General features: G+C 67.4%; 14 protein-coding genes. 7 read left to right on the forward strand and 7 right to left on the reverse strand.

Annotated elements, in window-relative coordinates; all coding sequences use genetic code 11:
- Positions 1-892: 892 nt before the first annotated feature.
- The gene (locus OHA88_RS05310; protein ID WP_328624444.1) at positions 893-1,891 is read left to right on the forward strand and encodes a glycoside hydrolase family 11 protein; all 999 of its coding nucleotides are present in this window, start codon (positions 893-895) and stop codon (positions 1,889-1,891) included.
- Between the two features lie 455 nt (positions 1,892-2,346).
- On the opposite strand, the gene OHA88_RS05315 is transcribed toward OHA88_RS05310, so the two are convergent.
- A complete protein-coding gene (locus tag OHA88_RS05315) occupies positions 2,347-3,048 on the reverse strand; it encodes an SDR family oxidoreductase (RefSeq protein WP_328624445.1) in 702 nt (233 codons plus the stop codon).
- 92 nt (positions 3,049-3,140) lie between these two features.
- On the opposite strand from OHA88_RS05315, the gene OHA88_RS05320 reads away from it, so the two are divergent.
- Complete coding sequence (locus tag OHA88_RS05320; protein WP_328624446.1) at positions 3,141-3,731, forward strand: TetR/AcrR family transcriptional regulator; 591 nt, start codon at positions 3,141-3,143, stop codon at positions 3,729-3,731.
- Between the two features lie 317 nt (positions 3,732-4,048).
- On the opposite strand, the gene OHA88_RS05325 is transcribed toward OHA88_RS05320, so the two are convergent.
- Positions 4,049-5,497 carry an aldehyde dehydrogenase gene (locus OHA88_RS05325; protein ID WP_328624447.1) on the reverse strand — a complete coding sequence of 483 codons (1,449 nt, stop codon included), beginning with the start codon at positions 5,495-5,497 and terminating at the stop codon, positions 4,049-4,051.
- Positions 5,498-5,709: 212 nt separating this feature from the next.
- Positions 5,710-7,134 carry an aldehyde dehydrogenase gene (locus OHA88_RS05330; protein ID WP_328624448.1) on the reverse strand — a complete coding sequence of 475 codons (1,425 nt, stop codon included), beginning with the start codon at positions 7,132-7,134 and terminating at the stop codon, positions 5,710-5,712.
- A 150-nt stretch (positions 7,135-7,284) separates the two neighbouring features.
- Here OHA88_RS05330 and OHA88_RS05335 point away from each other — a divergent pair, with 150 nt between their 5' ends.
- Positions 7,285-7,980, forward strand: coding sequence for a TetR/AcrR family transcriptional regulator (locus OHA88_RS05335; RefSeq protein WP_328624449.1), 696 nt, complete (start codon positions 7,285-7,287; stop codon positions 7,978-7,980).
- Between the two features lie 156 nt (positions 7,981-8,136).
- On the opposite strand, the gene OHA88_RS05340 is transcribed toward OHA88_RS05335, so the two are convergent.
- Positions 8,137-8,319: a hypothetical protein gene (locus tag OHA88_RS05340; RefSeq protein WP_328629957.1), complete on the reverse strand. Its 183-nt coding sequence runs from the start codon at positions 8,317-8,319 to the stop codon at positions 8,137-8,139.
- Positions 8,320-8,807: 488 nt separating this feature from the next.
- On the opposite strand from OHA88_RS05340, the gene OHA88_RS05345 reads away from it, so the two are divergent.
- Together OHA88_RS05345 and OHA88_RS05350 are read left to right on the forward strand one after the other, a co-directional pair.
- Positions 8,808-10,214 (forward strand): lipase family protein, encoded by a 1,407-nt coding sequence (locus OHA88_RS05345; protein WP_425901119.1) that lies wholly within the window; start codon positions 8,808-8,810, stop codon positions 10,212-10,214.
- Positions 10,215-11,138: 924 nt separating this feature from the next.
- Complete coding sequence (locus tag OHA88_RS05350) at positions 11,139-11,894, forward strand: dienelactone hydrolase family protein (RefSeq protein ID WP_328624451.1); 756 nt, start codon at positions 11,139-11,141, stop codon at positions 11,892-11,894.
- A 196-nt stretch (positions 11,895-12,090) separates the two neighbouring features.
- On the opposite strand, the gene OHA88_RS05355 is transcribed toward OHA88_RS05350, so the two are convergent.
- The gene (locus OHA88_RS05355) at positions 12,091-12,636 is read right to left on the reverse strand and encodes an ATP-binding protein (protein ID WP_328624452.1); all 546 of its coding nucleotides are present in this window, start codon (positions 12,634-12,636) and stop codon (positions 12,091-12,093) included.
- A 120-nt stretch (positions 12,637-12,756) separates the two neighbouring features.
- Between OHA88_RS05355 and OHA88_RS05360 the strand changes: the two genes are divergently transcribed.
- Positions 12,757-13,401 (forward strand): TetR/AcrR family transcriptional regulator, encoded by a 645-nt coding sequence (locus OHA88_RS05360; protein WP_328624453.1) that lies wholly within the window; start codon positions 12,757-12,759, stop codon positions 13,399-13,401.
- A 715-nt stretch (positions 13,402-14,116) separates the two neighbouring features.
- Here the strand turns inward: OHA88_RS05360 and OHA88_RS44520 are convergent.
- Positions 14,117-14,191 (reverse strand): 50S ribosomal protein bL37, encoded by a 75-nt coding sequence (locus OHA88_RS44520; RefSeq protein ID WP_100661309.1) that lies wholly within the window; start codon positions 14,189-14,191, stop codon positions 14,117-14,119.
- 260 nt (positions 14,192-14,451) lie between these two features.
- A complete protein-coding gene (locus tag OHA88_RS05365; protein WP_326624538.1) occupies positions 14,452-14,685 on the reverse strand; it encodes a hypothetical protein in 234 nt (77 codons plus the stop codon).
- A 374-nt stretch (positions 14,686-15,059) separates the two neighbouring features.
- Here OHA88_RS05365 and OHA88_RS05370 point away from each other — a divergent pair, with 374 nt between their 5' ends.
- Entirely contained in the window at positions 15,060-16,562 is a 1,503-nt protein-coding gene (locus tag OHA88_RS05370; RefSeq protein ID WP_328624454.1) for a carboxylesterase/lipase family protein, read from the forward strand.
- Positions 16,563-16,620: the final 58 nt, after the last annotated feature.

Below are 16,620 nucleotides of genomic sequence, written 5' to 3' on the forward strand. Positions count from 1 at the left end.
CGCGTATCAAGGGCAGCACGCGATGACTGGCCGATCACGGCCTACGACGTCAACGCGCGCTCGGACGACCGGGCATGTCTCAGCTCCTCGTGGGGGTCACTCGCCGCCTGAACAGTAGCCCCCGGCGGCCCCACGCGAAAGGCGATTTGAGGCCTGCGACAGACCGTCAGGCCCCAGTCCGGCGAGCCGCGACGGGCTCATCCTCTCGCCCGACCAAGCAGGCTGAACCGGCCGTCTCGACCTCGAGTACACATTCCGCATGACCATCCTGGCTTGCACCAGTGGAGGCCGGAGCTGCGCGGGCTGCCCCCTGCCACTGACCGCGGATGATGTTCCGAAAGTTTCGAAAATCGTCCGAGCAATCTTACGAAACCGTACGGCTGCACCGGTCGCTTCTAGGCACCCCTCCGGACTCATGGAACCGCCATTGGAAACTCCATAGGCAACATTCGAAATGTTTCGCCATACAGTCCAGGTCGCGGCTCGTATGTTTCGGTGAACTTTCGGAAACAAGAGTCATTGACTGTCCACCGACACCCGCCCATACTCTCCAGCGATCGGAAACTTTCCCGTAACGCAGACAACGTCCTTACGGTCCCGCCGGGCATGCTCGAGGACCGGAAAGCAGAGGTTGCAGTGATGGTGAAAACCGCGCACATCCGCACCTCCCTCGCCGTCGGCAAGGCCGGGGTGCTGTCGCATCGACGGGTCTGAAGCAGCTCCGATCCGGGTCACCGACCCATCCACTGCTGCGTGGCCCGACGACGAACATGCGGTCGCCATCACGTCGGCTCCCCCACTGTGGCTCGCTCACTGCAGCCACCTTCACCGCACCGGGTCGCATCACGCTGCCCGGCGTTCCCGCCCACCCTCACCAGGAGGAATCACGGACATGAACGCTCCCGCCCATCCGAAGAGCCATACGCGCGGCCGCATCAGACTGCTCATCGGCGGCCTCAGCACCTTCCTGCTGTTCGTGGCCGCGCTGGCCATGCCCAGCACCGCCAGCGCCATATCCTCGAACGAGACCGGCACCAACAACGGGTACTACTACTCGTTCTGGACCGACGGCGGTGGGTCGGTCAACATGAACCTGGGTTCCGGCGGCAACTACAGCACCTCGTGGAGCAACAGCGGGAACTTCGTCGCCGGCAAGGGCTGGAGCACCGGCGGACGCAGGGCAGTGAACTACTCGGGAAGCTTCAACCCGTCCGGCAACGCCTACTTGGCACTCTACGGGTGGACGACGAACCCGCTCGTGGAGTACTACATCGTCGACAACTGGGGCACCTACAGACCCGAGGGCACGTACAAGGGCACCGTCACCAGCGACGGCGGCACGTACGACATCTACGAGACGACGCGCACCAACGCCCCCTCGATCGAGGGCACCAGAACATTCAAGCAGTACTGGAGTGTCCGGCAGTCCAAGAAGACCGGTGGAACCATCACCACCGGCAATCACTTCGACGCGTGGGCCGGCAAGGGTATGAGCCTGGGCAGTTTCAACTACATGATCCTGGCCACCGAGGGCTACCAGAGCAGCGGCAACTCCAACATCACGGTGGGTGACAGTGGTTCCTCCGGAGGTGGATCCGGCGGCGGGTCCGGCGGCGGGTCCGGCGGGGGCTGCACCGCGACGCTCTCCGCAGGCGACAAATACGGCGACCGCTACAATCTGAACGTCGCAGTCTCCGGTTCCAGCAACTGGACCGTGACCATGAAGGTCCCCTCCCCGGAAAAGGTCCTCTCGACCTGGAACATCAGCGCCAGCTACCCCGACAGCCAAACACTCGTCGCCAAGCCCAACGGCAGCGGCAACAACTGGGGCACCACGATCCAGACCAACGGCACCTGGACCTGGCCAACAGTCACCTGCAGCGCCAGCTGACCCACCAACACCCGAGGACACCGCACCTGTGGCGCGGCGGCCCACAGCCGCCGCGCCGCACCACTTCCTCGGGCTGACGGCCGATCCGGTCGGCGGGCGCAGCACGTTGGCCCGGGACGTACGTCTACCCGGCGCCCCTCACGGGCCTCGCGATGGTCCCCGTATTCGCCGAACAGTTCAACAACGACCTGCTCGACTTCGCACGCAACTGAGCCGTCAGTCGTCAGTTCCACGGATCGAGGTGGAATTGACGACTGACGAATGCGGCGATGCGGCTGCTACGGCGGAGCTTCCGCAGGAGCCACCAGCCCTTCAGCGTGGCCGTGGCCTGCTCGTCGACTCGATCTTGAGTATCTCGTGTGATCCGGGTGGTCACGCTGTGAGAACGCAGTGATCGATGTCGTGCGTCCCGGTGGCTGCCTACGTGCTGCGACAGCGCGCTGGACGGCCGCCGGTCAGGCCCTGAGCTGCGGGTAGAGGTCGGTGATGTCGCCGGACAGGGCGGCCTTGGCCTGACGGGAGGTCTCGTCGGCGAGCACCTCGAACGCGCCCTTCTCGATCCCGTCCAGCGCCTCCTTGGCGATGTCCGCCGGCTTCGACTTGGGCTGGGTCACCGCCGCGGTCATGTCGGTGTCGACGTATCCCATGTGCAGGCCCGTCACGCCGATGCCGCGGTCCAGCAGTTCAAGCCGGATGGCGTTGGTCTGCAGCCAGAACGCGGCCTTGGTGGCGGAGTACGCGCCATGCAAAGCGACCCAGGAGAGTGCCGAGTGCGCGTTCAGGATGTGACCGCCGCCGTTGCGCTCGATCACCGGGACGAAGGCCCGGGTCACATTCAGCGGGCCGAAGAAGTTGGTCTCGAAGACGTTCCTGATGTCCTCGATCGGTGCGTCCAGGTAGGTGTCCGGTGAGCTGCCGCCGGCGTTGTTGATCAGCACGGTGACATCGGGCGCGGCCGCCACCAGCGCCTCGATCGAGGCCCGGTCGGTGACCTCCAGAGCCAGCGGAACGACGCGGGTGTCGGTGCTCGGCTGCGGGTTCCGCGCGGTGGCGTAGACCTTCTTCGCACCGCGGGCGAGCAGCTCGTCCACGATGGCCTTGCCGATACCGCGGTTGCCGCCGGTGACGAGTACGACGGCGCCTTCGAGAGTGGTCACTTTGACTCCAGACAAAGATGGAAACCGATCTGTTTCCACTAAGGTAAACCGATCTGTTTCCGACTGCAAGCCCAGCCGGTACCCTCAATGACATGACGACCTCGGCGACGCCCCGCGAGCGACTGCTCGAAGCGGCGGGCGAACTCTTCTACCGCGACGGCATGAACATCGGCGTGGACGCGCTGTGCAAGGCCGCCGGCGTCTCGAAGAAGTCGATGTACCAGTTGTTCCGGTCCAAGGACGAGGTGATCGCGGAGAGCCTCGCCAGCCGCGGCCCGACGTACGAGGCCGCCCTGCTCCCGGGCCCGGACGACGGGCGGTCGCCGCGCGAGCGCATTCTGACCGTGTTCGAACGGCAGGATCAGATGACTACCGAGGGCAACTTCCTTGGCTGCCCGTTCGTGAGTGCAGCGGTGGAGCTGAAGGACCCCGGGCATCCGGGCAGTGTGGTCGCGCGCCATTTCAAGCAGCACCTGACCGACTTCTTCCGGGCCGAGCTCGTCGCCGCCGAGGCTGAGGATCCGGAGAGCCTGGCCGTGCAGTTGACGATCGTCTTCGACGGCGCGAGCGCCCGGGTGGTCGTACAGTCCCAGGCGCTCGCCGGCATCGGCGTGATCACGGCAGCGGCGTTGCTGGATGCTGCCGGCGTCAAGCAGACGGTACCGGCGGGCCAGGCCCGCTAGGGGAGGTCTCTTCGATCACGATCGACACCGGATGAGGCGCGGGGCGGTTGCGGTGCCGAGTGGACGTATCGGCGCTTGTCACACCGAGTGGCCTCGGCTCCTGGTCAGCTGGTCGACCATGCCCGGCCGGCTATCGGACAGCCGAGCGCTCCTGAGGGCTGCAGGGCGGACGCGCCTGCACCGACCGCGACCACGGCGAAGATCGGACGAGCAGGCGCGGAAACCATGGAGGCCCCGCTTTCGTGCGGGGCGCGAACGCCGAGCCGGGAAAGGGCGGAACGGGCCGGCTCTTTGCCCGGCTCGGCGCCTCCGCCTCCTCAGCGGACGCGGGTGATGGTCTTGTGCTCGACGTATCCGGTCAGGCCGACCTTGCCGTACTCGCGGCCGATGCCGCTGGCCTTGTAGCCGCCGAACGGTCCGTCAAAGCTCATCGGGGAACCGTTGATGGTGAGGGTGCCGGTACGCACTCGCCGAGCGATCTCCAGCGCTCGGTCGGGGTCGGCGGACCACACGCCGCCGGACAGGCCGTACTCGGAGTCGTTGGCTATCCGGACCGCGTCGTCCTCGTCGTCGTAGGCGATGACGGCGAGCACCGGGCCGAAGATCTCCTCCTGGGCTATGCGCATCCTGTTGTCGACGTCGGCGAACAGGGTCGGGGTGACGTAGTTGCCGCTTTCAAGCCCCGCGGGGATCTGCGTGCCGCCGGTGACCAGTCGGGCGCCCTCCTCGATGCCCACCTGGATGTAGGAGATCACCCGCTCCTGCTGATCCGGGCGGATCATGGGGCCGACGAAGGTGTCGGGGTCGGCCGGGTTGCCGACCTTCAGCGACTCCACGAGTTCCTTGAGCGCGGCGACGACCTCCTCGTAGCGGCTGCGCGGCGCGAGGATGCGTGTCTGGAGGATGCACGCCTCGCCGTTGTTGCCCAGCGAGCCGAACTTCAGCCCCTGGACGACCTTGCCGAGGTCGGCGTCCTCCAGGATGATCGCGGCGGACTTGCCGCCGAGTTCGAGACTGACCCGCTTCAGCTGCTCGCCGGCGATCGAGGCGATCCGGCGGCCGGCCCGGGTGGAACCGGTGAACGCGATCTTGTCCACATCACGGTGCGACACCAGGTACTCACTGGTCTCGCGGTCGGCGGGCAGGATGCTGAGCACCCCTTCGGGAAGGCCGGCCTCGGCAAACAGCTCGGCAAGCATCATCATGCTCAGCGAGTTCTCCGGCGAGGTCTTCAGTACGACGGTGTTGCCGGCCAGCAGCGCCGGGGTCAGTTTCGCCATCGCCGCCGAGAAGGGCGAGTTCCACGGGATCACCGCGGCGACCACGCCGATCGCCTCGCGGCGCACGATGGTGTCGTACGGAGCTGCAGGGTCGGAAGGATCGACGATCTCCTCCCAGCCGAACTCCTCGGCGGCCTTGAGATAGGAGTTGATCTGCCGGGTCAGGAACGGCTGGCCCATCTTGGTGAACCAGCCGGCCGAGCCGTTCTCCGCGGAGATCATCGCGGCGATCTCGTCAGCTCGCGCCTCACGCAGCGCGTTGAGACGACGGATGATCTCCTGCCGCTCCTTGGGATCCGTCCGCGGCCACGGTCCGTTGTCGAACGCCGCACGGGCCGCGGCCACGGCCCGGTCGATGTCCTGCGGAGCGGCCTGTGCGACACGGCCCAGAACGGACTGGTCGTGCGGAGAAAGGATCTCCAGCAGGTCAGTGGAACTGGGGGCGGTCCAGGCGCCGCCGATGTAGAGCTTGTCGTACACGATCATCTTGGTTCGCTCTCTTCTTTCCGATTCGCGTGGCGCCGCACAGAGGGACGGCGCCTCGCAAGCGATGTTGTTCACAGGTGGAGCCGTGGACCCGAAACGAGGTGGTTCGGGGCCGGCCCGTGCGACGAAGTGGCCAGGGCCGGTTCCTCTTCGGGCCATTCCGGTGAGCGGGTCACATCCGGCCGGTTGCCCGGCTGTTCCGCTCGGCCGTGTCAGCTGCTGATCGTCTTGAACTCGACGTACTGGCCCAGTCCGACGAGCCCGAATTCACGGCCGATACCGCTGGCCTTGTAGCCGCCGAACGGCCCGTCGAACGCCGCGTGGGCGCCGTTGACGGAGAACGTTCCGGTGCGGATACGGCGGGCGACCTCCATTCCGTTCTCGGTGTCGGCGCTCCACACGCCGCCGCCGAGGCCGTACGGGGAGTCGTTGGCGATCCGCACGGCGTCCTCCTCGTCCTCGAACGGGATGACGACGAGAACGGGGCCGAAGATCTCCTCCTGGGCGATGCGCATGCTGTTGTCGACATCGGCGAACAGCGTGGGGCGCACGTAGAAGCCACCCTCCAGCCCCTGGGGCACGTCGGATCCGCCTACGACGAGACGCGCACCCTCCTTGATCCCCAGGTCGATGTAGTTCCGCACGCGCTGCTGCTGGTCGGCGCGGACCATGGGACCGATGAAGGTGGCAGGGTCGGAGGGGTCCCCCACCGTGAGGCCCTCGATCATCGTTGCCAGCGCAGCAACGATCTCCTCGTAGCGGCTGCGGGGCGCGAGGATGCGGGTGTGGGCGACGCAGCTCTCGCCGTTGTTCGCCAGAGACGCAGTCTTCAGCCCCTCGGTCACGGCAGCGAGGTCGGCGTCCTCGAGGATGATCGCGGCGGACTTGCCGCCCAGCTCCAAGCTCACCCGCTTGAGCTGCTCGCCCGCTATCGCCGCGATACGGCGGCCCGCCGTCGTTGAACCGGTGAAGGCGATCTTGTCCACGCTCGGGTGCGAGACCAGGTACTCGCTGACCTCCCGGCCGGCGGGCAGGATGCTGAGGACGCCCTCCGGCAGACCGGCCTCGGCAAAGATGTCGCCGAGCACCAGGGCATCGAGCGCGGTCTCCGGCGCGGCCTTGAGGATGACGGTGCAGCCCGCGAGGAGGGCGGGGACGATCTTCGCCAGAGCCGACTGATGGGGTGCATTCCATGGGATGACCGCGGCGATCACCCCGACCGGCTCACGGCGGATCGTCGTGCCGGATTCCAGGCGCTCCTCCCAGCCGAAGGATTCCGAGGCCCGCAGGTAGGAGGCGGTCTGCTCGGCGATCCCACCGTTGTGCAGCAATCCGGTGAACCACAGCGGGGTGCCGTTCTCGGAGGTGACCAGGGCCGCGAGTTCCTGCCCGCGGGCCGTGTGCAGCTCGTTGAACCGAGCGAGGACGGCGCGCCGCTCGCTCGGCGTCGTCCGTGGCCAGGGCCCGTGGTCGAAGGCCTGCCGCGCGGCCTCGACCGCCCGGTCGACGTCCGCCTCGGATGCGCCTGGGACCCGGCCCACCAGTGACTGATCGTGCGGGGAGCGCACCTCGATCGTCTCGGAGCCCGCGGGTGCGGTCCAGCGTCCGCCGATGAAGAGCTTGTCGTAAGAGGTCATGGGGGGTGTGTCGCTTTCGTGAGACGGCAGGGCCACCGAATAAGAGACCAATGGCCCTCTACGTCATTCAAGGTAACAACCCACTGGACCTTTAACAAGAGGCCAACGGGTCTGCTACTTTGAACGCGAGCCATACCGAGGAGGACGGCCGTGAGCCAGACCGAGAGCGCCGCATTTCAGCGGGCCCGGCGACCGGAGCAGATCGAGATTCGCAAGCAGACGATTCTCGACGCGGCCGAGGCCCTGCTCGGTGAGATGCCGATCGCAGAGATCAGCCTGCGGGAACTCAGTCGCCGGGTCGGGCTGTCGAAGACGAACGTCGTGCGCTACTTCGAGACCCGCGAGGCGGTCTTCCTCGAACTCCTGCGCCGCTCCCAGCAGGAGTGGCTGGACACCGTCGAGCGCGACCTGCCGCCAGCCCAGTCTGCGCCGCATCGTGTCGTCTGCAGCGCGCTCGCAGCTTCCCTGGCGCAGCGGCCGCTGCTGTGCGAGCTGTGGAGCGCACTGGCCACGGTCCTGGAACGCAACGTCTCCCTCGAATCCGTCCGTGACTTCAAGCTGTCCAATCTGGAAGCGCAGGTACGCTTCGCCGGCCTGGTGAGTGACCGGATTCCCGAACTGGGAGATGACGCCGCCCGGGAACTGGCGGCCTTGTGCACCGTCGCTGTCGCAGGCCTATGGCCCTTCGCCAACCCCTCCCCCACTGTCCTGGCGGCGACCGAGGACCCACGCCTGGCCGGATCCCGCATCGACTTCGCCACCATGCTCGGCCGACACCTCGACCTACTGGTCACTGGGCTGCTCCACCGCCCCGCCACCTCGCCAAATCCTCCCTCCCGGCAATGAACGCAGGCGGTTCTCCTCGGCGATCCTGCTGCCCTGGTGCCGCGAGTCCGGGAAGATCAGCGAGGTGCCGGCGCTGCTCCAGCTGCACGGCCTGCCGAGCGGCGACTTCGTGCCCCCACCCGGACGGTTGCGGGGGCTCAGGCATCTGAGGCTGCTTCAGATCATCAGTTCCGGCTGGAGTGCCGGAACCGCGGAACGCAGACCTACGAGGGCCGCATGGACTACTCCGCGGTCACCACCAGCGCGGTCCAGGACCTGCTCGGCCGCGAACCCGTCCTGCGCCCCGAATTCACGTGCTGACCAGGTCGGCGGCACGAGCCGGGTTCCGCGCCGTTTCACCGCCACTCCCCCGGATGTCGCCCCGCTTCCTCGGCTGCGGCAGCCGGCCGATGCCCTGGAGCAGGCCCTGGTCGCGGTCAGCGATCTCGTGGGAGATCTGTCGGAGCCCTACGCGCCGCCGGGATGCCGGACAGGTCATCGAGGTGGTCACCGATGCCGAAGCGCCGCGGCACCAGGTGCCGAACAACGCCCGCCATGAGCTGCCGTGGTGCTGCAAGGCCCAGGCCGTCGTGCCGGTGAGACACACGGATGGTTGTTGTCACACACACGCGCTGCGGCACCGGTTCGGACTCCTCGATAGCCTCCTTTGGGACCGGGTCGAACCAGGCGCGACACCGGCGAGGACCGCGTCGACACAAAGGTGGACAGGCGGATGTGGTTGCCTGAAGCAATAGTTACCGTAGCGTAACTTACTGAGGAGTTACTTGCGGTAAATGCGCGCTGCTAGCTTGCGCTCACCTGCATCGGAGCAGAGCGAGGAGTGAGCTGTGAGCCGCAAGAGCACCCGTTCGCGTTCCACTTTCAGCACCATGCACCCGGTGGGTTCCCCCAACCCCCGGCAAAGGCCAGGAAGCATGCGAGTGTTGGCCATCCTGGTGGCCGCGGCGGCCTGTACGGGCACGTACGCCGTACCCGCCTCCGCCACCCAGGAGTCGGCGCCCGTGGTGTCCCGGGGAGTGACCATCCCCGCCTTCTACAACCCGCCCGCCGAACTGCCCTCCGCAAACGGCGGGCTGATCCGCACCGAACCCCTGCCACTCGGTCTGAGTCTTCCGGGCCTGGACGGCCGCCCGATGCCGGGCACGGCGACCCGAATCATGTACAAGTCCACCGACTCCAACGGGCGACCCGTCGCGGTGACCGGCTCGTACATCGAACCCTCTGCGGCGTGGAAGGGTGACGGGCCCAGGCCGCTGGTGGCGGTGGCCTCGGGCACCATGGGCCAGGGCGATCAGTGCGCACCCTCGCTGGCACTGCAGTACCCGCTCACCCTGAGCGGCGAGACGGTGTCGGTCGGCTACGAGGACTTGGCCATCTACCGCCTCCTCTCCACCGGTGCCGCGGTAGTCGTCACCGACTACGTCGGCCTCGGCGTCACCGACCGGCTCCACACCTACGTCAACCGCCTCGACCAGGGGCAGGCCCTGCTGGACGCAGCGCGCGCTGCGCGCGCCGTGCCAGGAGCGTCGATCACCCCCGATTCACGCGTCGCCCTGTACGGCTACAGCCAAGGCGGAGGGGCCAGCGCCGCGGCCGCCGAGCTGCAGCCCTCGTACGCGCCTGAGGTCAAACTGGCCGGTACCTACGCCGGCGCGCCACCCGCCGACCTGACCTCGGTCATGAAGGGCATCGACGGCAGCGCCCTGGCCGGCGCGCTGGCCTGGTCGATCAACGGCTTCGCCCAGGCCGACCCTGACCTGCGGAACATCGTCGAGGCCAACATCAACACCACTGGCAGGGCCGCGCTGAAGGACGCATCGACCATGTGTGTCGGCGATGCAATCTTCGGCTACGGATTCACCAAGAGCACCAAATGGACCACCAGCGGCAAGTCCATCGGCGACATCATCGCAGCCGACTCCCGGGCGCAGGCCGCTCTCGACGAGCAGCGCATCGGCACACTCAAACCCGCCGGCCCGGTACGCCTGGCAACCGGCATTCAGGACGACATCGTTCCCCACAAGCAGGCCCGCCAACTGGCCGTGGACTGGTGCCGCAAGGGCGGCAACATCACCTACGAGGCCATTGCCCTGCCGAACCTCGGCGACAAGCTCCTCACCAACCATCTCGTGCCTCTCATCACCGACCAGGGCGATGCGGTGTCCTGGCTGACCGACCGCCTCTCGGGCAAGGCAGCCACCTCCAACTGCTGGACGATGCCGCTGCAGCGCTGACCCGGCTACCTGCGACCCACCGGATCGGTCCCTTGAGAGGAGTCCCCCAACCCGGTGCGGTGGATGCCCTCACGCCCGCACCGGCCGCGGGCGTGAGGGTGCGCATTGCTCGGAGTGGGTCTCCCCTTGCACCGCCACTGCCCGTGTGTCCGGTGTGCGGGTGGGCGCGGTCGGTGCGATCACGTCGAGGGTGATCGCAGGTGCCGGCCTGCTGGGTTGTACGTCTCTCCGAGGACACCGCCTTCAGCGGCACCGCGTCGCGCCAGGCCCGCGAGCGGGCCCTTCCGTCGGCACTTCCTGGTCTGCTCGACGCGGTCGTCCGTGGCGTCGAACCCCGTGTGCAGTTCGACGTAATTCAGGGCCCGCCGACCCGACCTGCCCTCGAACACGGCAACTGTGGCCCTGCTACGTCGGGACGTGACGTGATCCTGGGACCTGGAGATCAGGAGCTCTACTGGCGTACACGCACCGCAGCATTCGCGTCATCCGTGGGAAGGCACACCTGAACGACCTGCCACGGCGACCTAGCATTTGTTGTCGTGGCACACACCACGGAAGACGGCTTGGTGCGCGTGGCCCGATCTCGCACGCGATTTTCAGGATGCGATCACGTCATACGAGAGGGACGAGCGCCTGGACCGCAAGGACGTCGAGCGGACCGTGCAGAGCAGGGCTAATAGCTCAACCGGCGAGAAGCACTGAGCGCCCGAGTACATCCGAGGGATCAGTCCGGCCAAGGGGTCGGTTGACGAACGGGGTCGGTCCGTCGACGAACAGAGCTCGCCCGCGCCTTCCGACGCATCGCCGATACCCCTTTGTCCTGACACCCGTCCCACTGGCGACACTCGCCCCACTGGCCCACCACCCGAAACCCCCTCGTTGCCCCGCGCGCGGAGGGAAACAGGAAGAGAGAGGAGACCGCCCATGACTGCCGTACGCGGAACATCGGTGGACATCCCCACCCAGGAGGGCGTCGCCGATGCCTACCTGACCCACCCCGACGACAGCAGTCCCCACCCCGCGGTCCTGCTCTACATGGACGCCTTCGGGCTCCGCCCTCACCTGAAGAAAATGGCCGACCGTCTCGCCCGGGCCGGCTACACCGTCCTGGCCCCCAACGTCTTCTACCGCCATGGGCGGGCCCCGGTGGTCGAACTGCCCGACGTCATCGACCCGGTCCGCCGCCCGGAGATCTTCGAGCGTATCGGCCCGATCATGAACTCACTGACACCCGATCTGGCGATGCGCGACGCAGACGCCTATCTGCGCTGGCTGACCGCCTGCCCCCTGACGACCGACGGGCCGGTCGGCATCACGGGCTACTGCATGGGCGCCCGCCTGGCCCTGCGCACCGCCGGCACCTACCCGGAGCGGGTCGCCGCCGTGGCCGGCTTCCACGGTGGCCGTCTGGCCACCGACTCACCCGACAGCCCGCACCTGCTCGCCGACCGGATCACCGCAGAGCTGTACTTCGGCCACGCCGACCAGGACCCCTCGCTGCCTCCCGAGCAGATCAACCGCCTCGACGAGGCCCTCACCGCAGCAGGCGTACGCCACCACAGCGAGATCTATCCCGGGGCGCACCACGGTTTCACCCAGGCCGACACCGCCGCCTACGACAGCACTGCGGACGAGCGCCACTGGACCGCACTGTTGGCGCTCCTGGACCGCGCCCTCTGACTACCACCGTCGCCCGCCCCTGCTCGGGCACCACGCCCTCCAGTGGGACCGTCTCCTCCAGGGCGAATGGCGCACCCTCCTTCAGGGGCTGCTCCCGGTAGAGCGCCTCGCCCGGTCGGCAAGCCGCGTGCCCTTGCCGGCATGCTGATCGCCATCGCCGTCCTCCTGGCCAGCCCTCAAGGACGCCACCGGGGCCTCAGAGGCCGCCAGGCCGGCAGGTCTGCGCGGGTACGGGGAGCGGCAGTTCGAACCACAAGGTCTTGCCGGTGGCGGTGCGGGAACTGCCCCAGGCTTCGGCGAGCAGGTCGAGGAGTTCCATGCCGCGCCCGCCCTCCGCGTCGGCGCAGACGGTGCGGCGTACCGGCCCGTCGGAGTTGGTGTCCTCGACCTCGCACCGCAGATGCGGGCCGCGGACCTGGAGATTGAGCCGCACGGGGCCGCGTGCGTGACACAGGGCGTTGGTGACCATTTCGCTGACCAGCAGCTCAACAGTGTCGGCCAGCTCGTTCAGTCTCCACTCGCCGACTTGTGCGACCACCAGTCGGCGGGCACGGCTGACGGAGATCAGCTCCGGCGCCAGAGGCCAGGACGCGTCCCGGGCGGTGGCCCGGGCGCGGGGAGCGCCCAGGGGCCGCAGGGGCTCCGTGACAAGCGACCACAGGGCCAGCTGGCGGGCGAACCACGAAGGCGGGGCGCCCTCGGAGACACCCGCCTTACCGAGAGCGGCGTCCTGGGCAGCCATGCCGATCAGTCCCTTCCCTGCACGCCCGGCGGTTTGCGTAGCGATCGTTACATTCAAATATACACGTAGCGGGTGTTACGGTAAAGCTCGGTATGAATCGGACAGGGGCGAGGAGGCTTCATGCCGCGGCCGGCCGACCCAGCCAAACGAGCGGACCTGCTGCGCCGTGTTCGCTCGTACGTGCTCCGCAACGGACTGGCGAGCCTGTCCCTGCGCCCGCTGGCCCGGGAGCTGGGCACCAGCGACCGCATGCTCCTCTATTACTTCGGCACCAAGGAGCGCATGGTCGCGGAGGCACTGTCCCTGGATGACCGACGCCCGCTCCTGCGCTTTCGCGATGTAAGCGACTCCGCCGACGCCCCCGAGGACGCGGCGGGCCTGCGGCGCCTCCTGGAAGAGCTGTGGGAGGAGTTCCACAGTCCGGACCGCCAGGCCGTGATGCCACTCCAGTTCGAATTGATGACGGCCAGCGTGCTCCACCCCGACCGGTACGGGCCCCTCATGCGCGACCTGATCACCGAGTGGACGGATCTGCTCACCCCCCTTTTCGTCCGCCTCGGCATGTCCGACGAACGCGCCAGGAACGAGGCCACCCTGGTGGTCGACGCCATCCTCGGACTGCTCTACGGGTCGCTCGCCGACGGCGACTGGGACCGGGCGGCGGCTGCCTTCCACACCCTGCTCGACCGCCTTGAATCCGGCTGGACACCCGACGGCGCGCAAACAGACACCTCTCCCAGGACCAGTCGCTCAGCCAGACCTTGAGACACCAGTGCTCCTCGGCCGGGCCCTGTGAGAAGCGATCCGCCGCCCACCGAGTGGCCGGACCGGCGTGAGCGACTGAGGTCGGCGAATCACGGGAGTGATCTCCTCATGACCAGCAGCTCGGTGGGCTTGCCATCGCACGAAGGCAAGCGGATCAGGTCATGTCCGCGGACTTCACTGCGGAATCGGCGTAGATCGTTTCGAACCGGCCACGCAGCCCTGCGCCTCCCGTCGGGGCCGGCCCGACTGCGGCAGGGGGCGTTGCCGCCGTGGCGGCAAATACGTTGGCGAACCAGCCGAAACCCCGCCGCCGTAGAGGTCAGAGCGTGTCGGCATGGTCCAGACCGACCAGGGGACGCTGAGCCTCGGTTTGAAGAGGTCGCTCCACGCAGTCACGGTGGAACTCGGCGGCCGTCCCGGCGTCAACGGTCGTGCCGGAAGATCCACCTCATGACAGGCCGCAGACGACTGCTGGACCAGTGAGGTCACTGCCGACGCAGGCACGGGCCCCGCGGGTGCTCGGCGTCGACGAGTCCGCCTCCCGCAGGGGCCGCACCTACACAACCCTCTTCGTCGGATTCGAAGCCGGCCAGGAAGTTGACGTCCTGCCAGACCGCACGCCGGAGTCCTTCGCCGCCTGACTACTCGACCGCCCCGGCACCGAGGGCTTCCAAAGGGCCCGGAAGGGGTTCACAAGCCTATTTGTTGGGCGGGCTCAGGCGTTGGGACGCTTGCCGTGATTGGCCTTCTTCTTCTTGCGGGCACGTCGCTTGTTCCCTCGCTTGGCCATGGTCCACACCTTCCAGATTCAGGACTTTTCGGGCGCTCGTCAGTCTAGGTTCGGCCGGGTGCGCCCGCATCAGGCGGCGCGCCGTTGGGGGCCATGGAGCCCTCACCGTCGCTATGGCCACCCGAAGAGCGCATCACCGTTCATCCCGGGCCGGCCCTCTTCCTTCGTCGCCATGCACGAGCTCGGCTGCACGTCCTGGACCGCGTGCTGACGCCAGGGGCGAAGAGCCGGTGTGCCGGATACGTCAGGAACCCGCCCTGTCAGGGGACCCACTTGTACTTGGCTCCGCCGACCCATCTCACCACCGCGGGATCGTCGAGGTCGACATCGGTCACCCCTGCCCGGTGCGCCAGCCTGATCACATCCAGCATGTCGTAGGCAGCCCCGGCCATTTCCCCGTTGATCTCCACCATGCGGTACGGCGGGTCGTCCGGCACGACGCCGAGGACGACGACGGGGGTGGGGTGGAACACCTCTTCAGCATCGTTGGTCATGTTTACAGCGTGTGGCAGGGGCGCGACACGCACATGTCGAGCGGACCAACGGGTGGGGAGTCCGTGGATCCGATCGTTCGCGGTCCGATGCCGAACCTCGGCCAGAGTCACCGTCAGGCGGGAAGGAGTTCCTTGAACAGGACCGGTCGCTGATGCTGTGACATGGCGGGATGTCAGGCGAGCGGCACGCAGCAGATGGTCAGCCGCAGAGGCTACCGAACAAGGTGATGATTGACATCGCAAGTGCGTCAATCGAACCGATCCAGGTGTTGGCGCCGAGGCCGGCCCCGCTGACAAGCTGAGGGCAGTGGCCGATCTCCCACCCGAGCGGCCGTCGCTGGATCGGTCGGCACCATGCTGCGTGAAGGAGCCCTGTGGATAGGCGCAAGACAAAAGACGGTTCGGTACAAGGCCATCGGCCGGTTCCGGATGTCGTCGCCTTTCTCGGTATTCCTTACGCTGCTGCACCGTTCGGGGGCAACCGGTTCAGGGAACCGCGTCCGGTCCGCGCATGGGAGGGGGTCCGTGAATGCAAGGATTTCGGCCCCATTGCCCCGCAGTCGGCAAGACTGCCCGGGTCACCTGTCTGGTCGCCCGGCGACGAGGACATCCTCACGCTCAACATCTGGGCTCCGTCATCCGACGGTGGTTCCTTGCCAGTCCTGGTATGGATCCACGGCGGTGCGTACACCTTCGGGTCCTCCGCGCAGCCCGATTTCGACGGCACCGCACTGGCCCGTGCCGGTGTGATCGTGGTGACCTTCAACTACCGACTCGGTTTTGAAGGCTTCGGTCACCTTCCGCCCGGCACCGAGCCGCCTTACCCGGAAAATCGGGGCCTGCTCGACCAGATCGCCGCGCTGCGGTGGGTGCGTGACAACATCGCCGCTTTCGGCGGCGATCCGGCAAACGTCACGCTGGCCGGGCAGTCTTCCGGGGCCGCATCAGCCGCCTGCCTGATGGTGATGGAACAGGCCCGCGGTCTGTTCCGGCGTGTCATAGCCCATAGCGTTGCTGGCCCTTGCTATTCGATCGAACTCGCTGCTGAGACCACCCGGAAGGTTGCTGAGGGCGCCGGCATCCCCTTCACGGCCGATGCCTTGGTGTCCGCCGCTCCGCACGCGCTGGTCGCTGCCTCCGATCGGGTCGTCGATGACTACCGGCAGGACTCCTTGTCCGGGCACCGCCACTACGACCCCGTGATATACGGTCCTGTCGCCGGAGACGGCATCCTGCCCAACGATCCGCTGTCCGCGACAGCCGCCGGATCCGCCGGCGAGGTGGACCTGCTGGTCTGCCACACGACGCAGGAGTACTGGCTGCTCGATGCCGTCGGCAGCAGCGCGAAGGTCACCACCGACGACCAACTCGCGCTTTTCGCGAAGGACTTCCACCTCCCCGACACCCTGGTGCCGGGCTACCGCGCGCTTATGCCCCTCGCCCCCACCCTCGACATCTACCTCGCGATCTTTGGTGACATGCAGTTCAGCGAGTACAGCGCTCGGCTCGCTGAGCGGCACGCTCAATCCGGCGGCCGAACCTTCATGTCCCGCTTCGCCCGTCAGCGCAACGGTCCAGAAGGAGCGGTGTTCGCCTGGCACTGCGCGGACATCCCCTTCGCGTTCGGCAACCTCACTGCCAAGAGCGTCGAGTTCCTCATCAGCGGTCCGCCAAGAGCTGAAGACCATCAGCTGTCCCGGCGCATGCTGAACGCATGGGTCGGCTTCGCTACTAATGGTGACCCCGGCTGGCAGCCGATCAACGACTCCACCAGCAGCGTCCGGACCTGGGGCACGTCAGACAGCCCCTCCCAGCCGCAGGCCGCTGCAATCCGCGAGCTGTGGCACCAAGCCGACTTCCCGCTCCTGCGGCCATGAGACGCAAACTCTACGACTTCGAAGTGGCACCCCGACCAGTGCCCGCCGCAGCCGGCCG

Origin of the sequence: Streptomyces sp. NBC_00353, from assembly GCF_036108815.1 — a bacterium.
Taxonomy (GTDB): Bacteria; Actinomycetota; Actinomycetes; order Streptomycetales; family Streptomycetaceae; genus Streptomyces.

Excerpts from the sequence above, each read along its gene's own strand:
- OHA88_RS05310 (WP_328624444.1), top strand. The coding sequence starts at position 893 with ATGAACGCTCCCGCCCATCCGAAGAGCCATACGCGCGGCCGCATCAGA.
- OHA88_RS05320 (WP_328624446.1), top strand. The coding sequence starts at position 3,141 with ATGACGACCTCGGCGACGCCCCGCGAGCGACTGCTCGAAGCGGCGGGC.
- OHA88_RS05325 (WP_328624447.1), bottom strand. The coding sequence starts at position 5,497 with ATGATCGTGTACGACAAGCTCTACATCGGCGGCGCCTGGACCGCCCCC.
- OHA88_RS05330 (WP_328624448.1), bottom strand. The coding sequence starts at position 7,134 with ATGACCTCTTACGACAAGCTCTTCATCGGCGGACGCTGGACCGCACCC.
- OHA88_RS05350 (WP_328624451.1), top strand. The coding sequence starts at position 11,139 with ATGACTGCCGTACGCGGAACATCGGTGGACATCCCCACCCAGGAGGGC.
- OHA88_RS05355 (WP_328624452.1), bottom strand. The coding sequence starts at position 12,636 with ATGGCTGCCCAGGACGCCGCTCTCGGTAAGGCGGGTGTCTCCGAGGGC.
- OHA88_RS05360 (WP_328624453.1), top strand. The coding sequence starts at position 12,757 with ATGCCGCGGCCGGCCGACCCAGCCAAACGAGCGGACCTGCTGCGCCGT.
- OHA88_RS05365 (WP_326624538.1), bottom strand. The coding sequence starts at position 14,685 with ATGACCAACGATGCTGAAGAGGTGTTCCACCCCACCCCCGTCGTCGTC.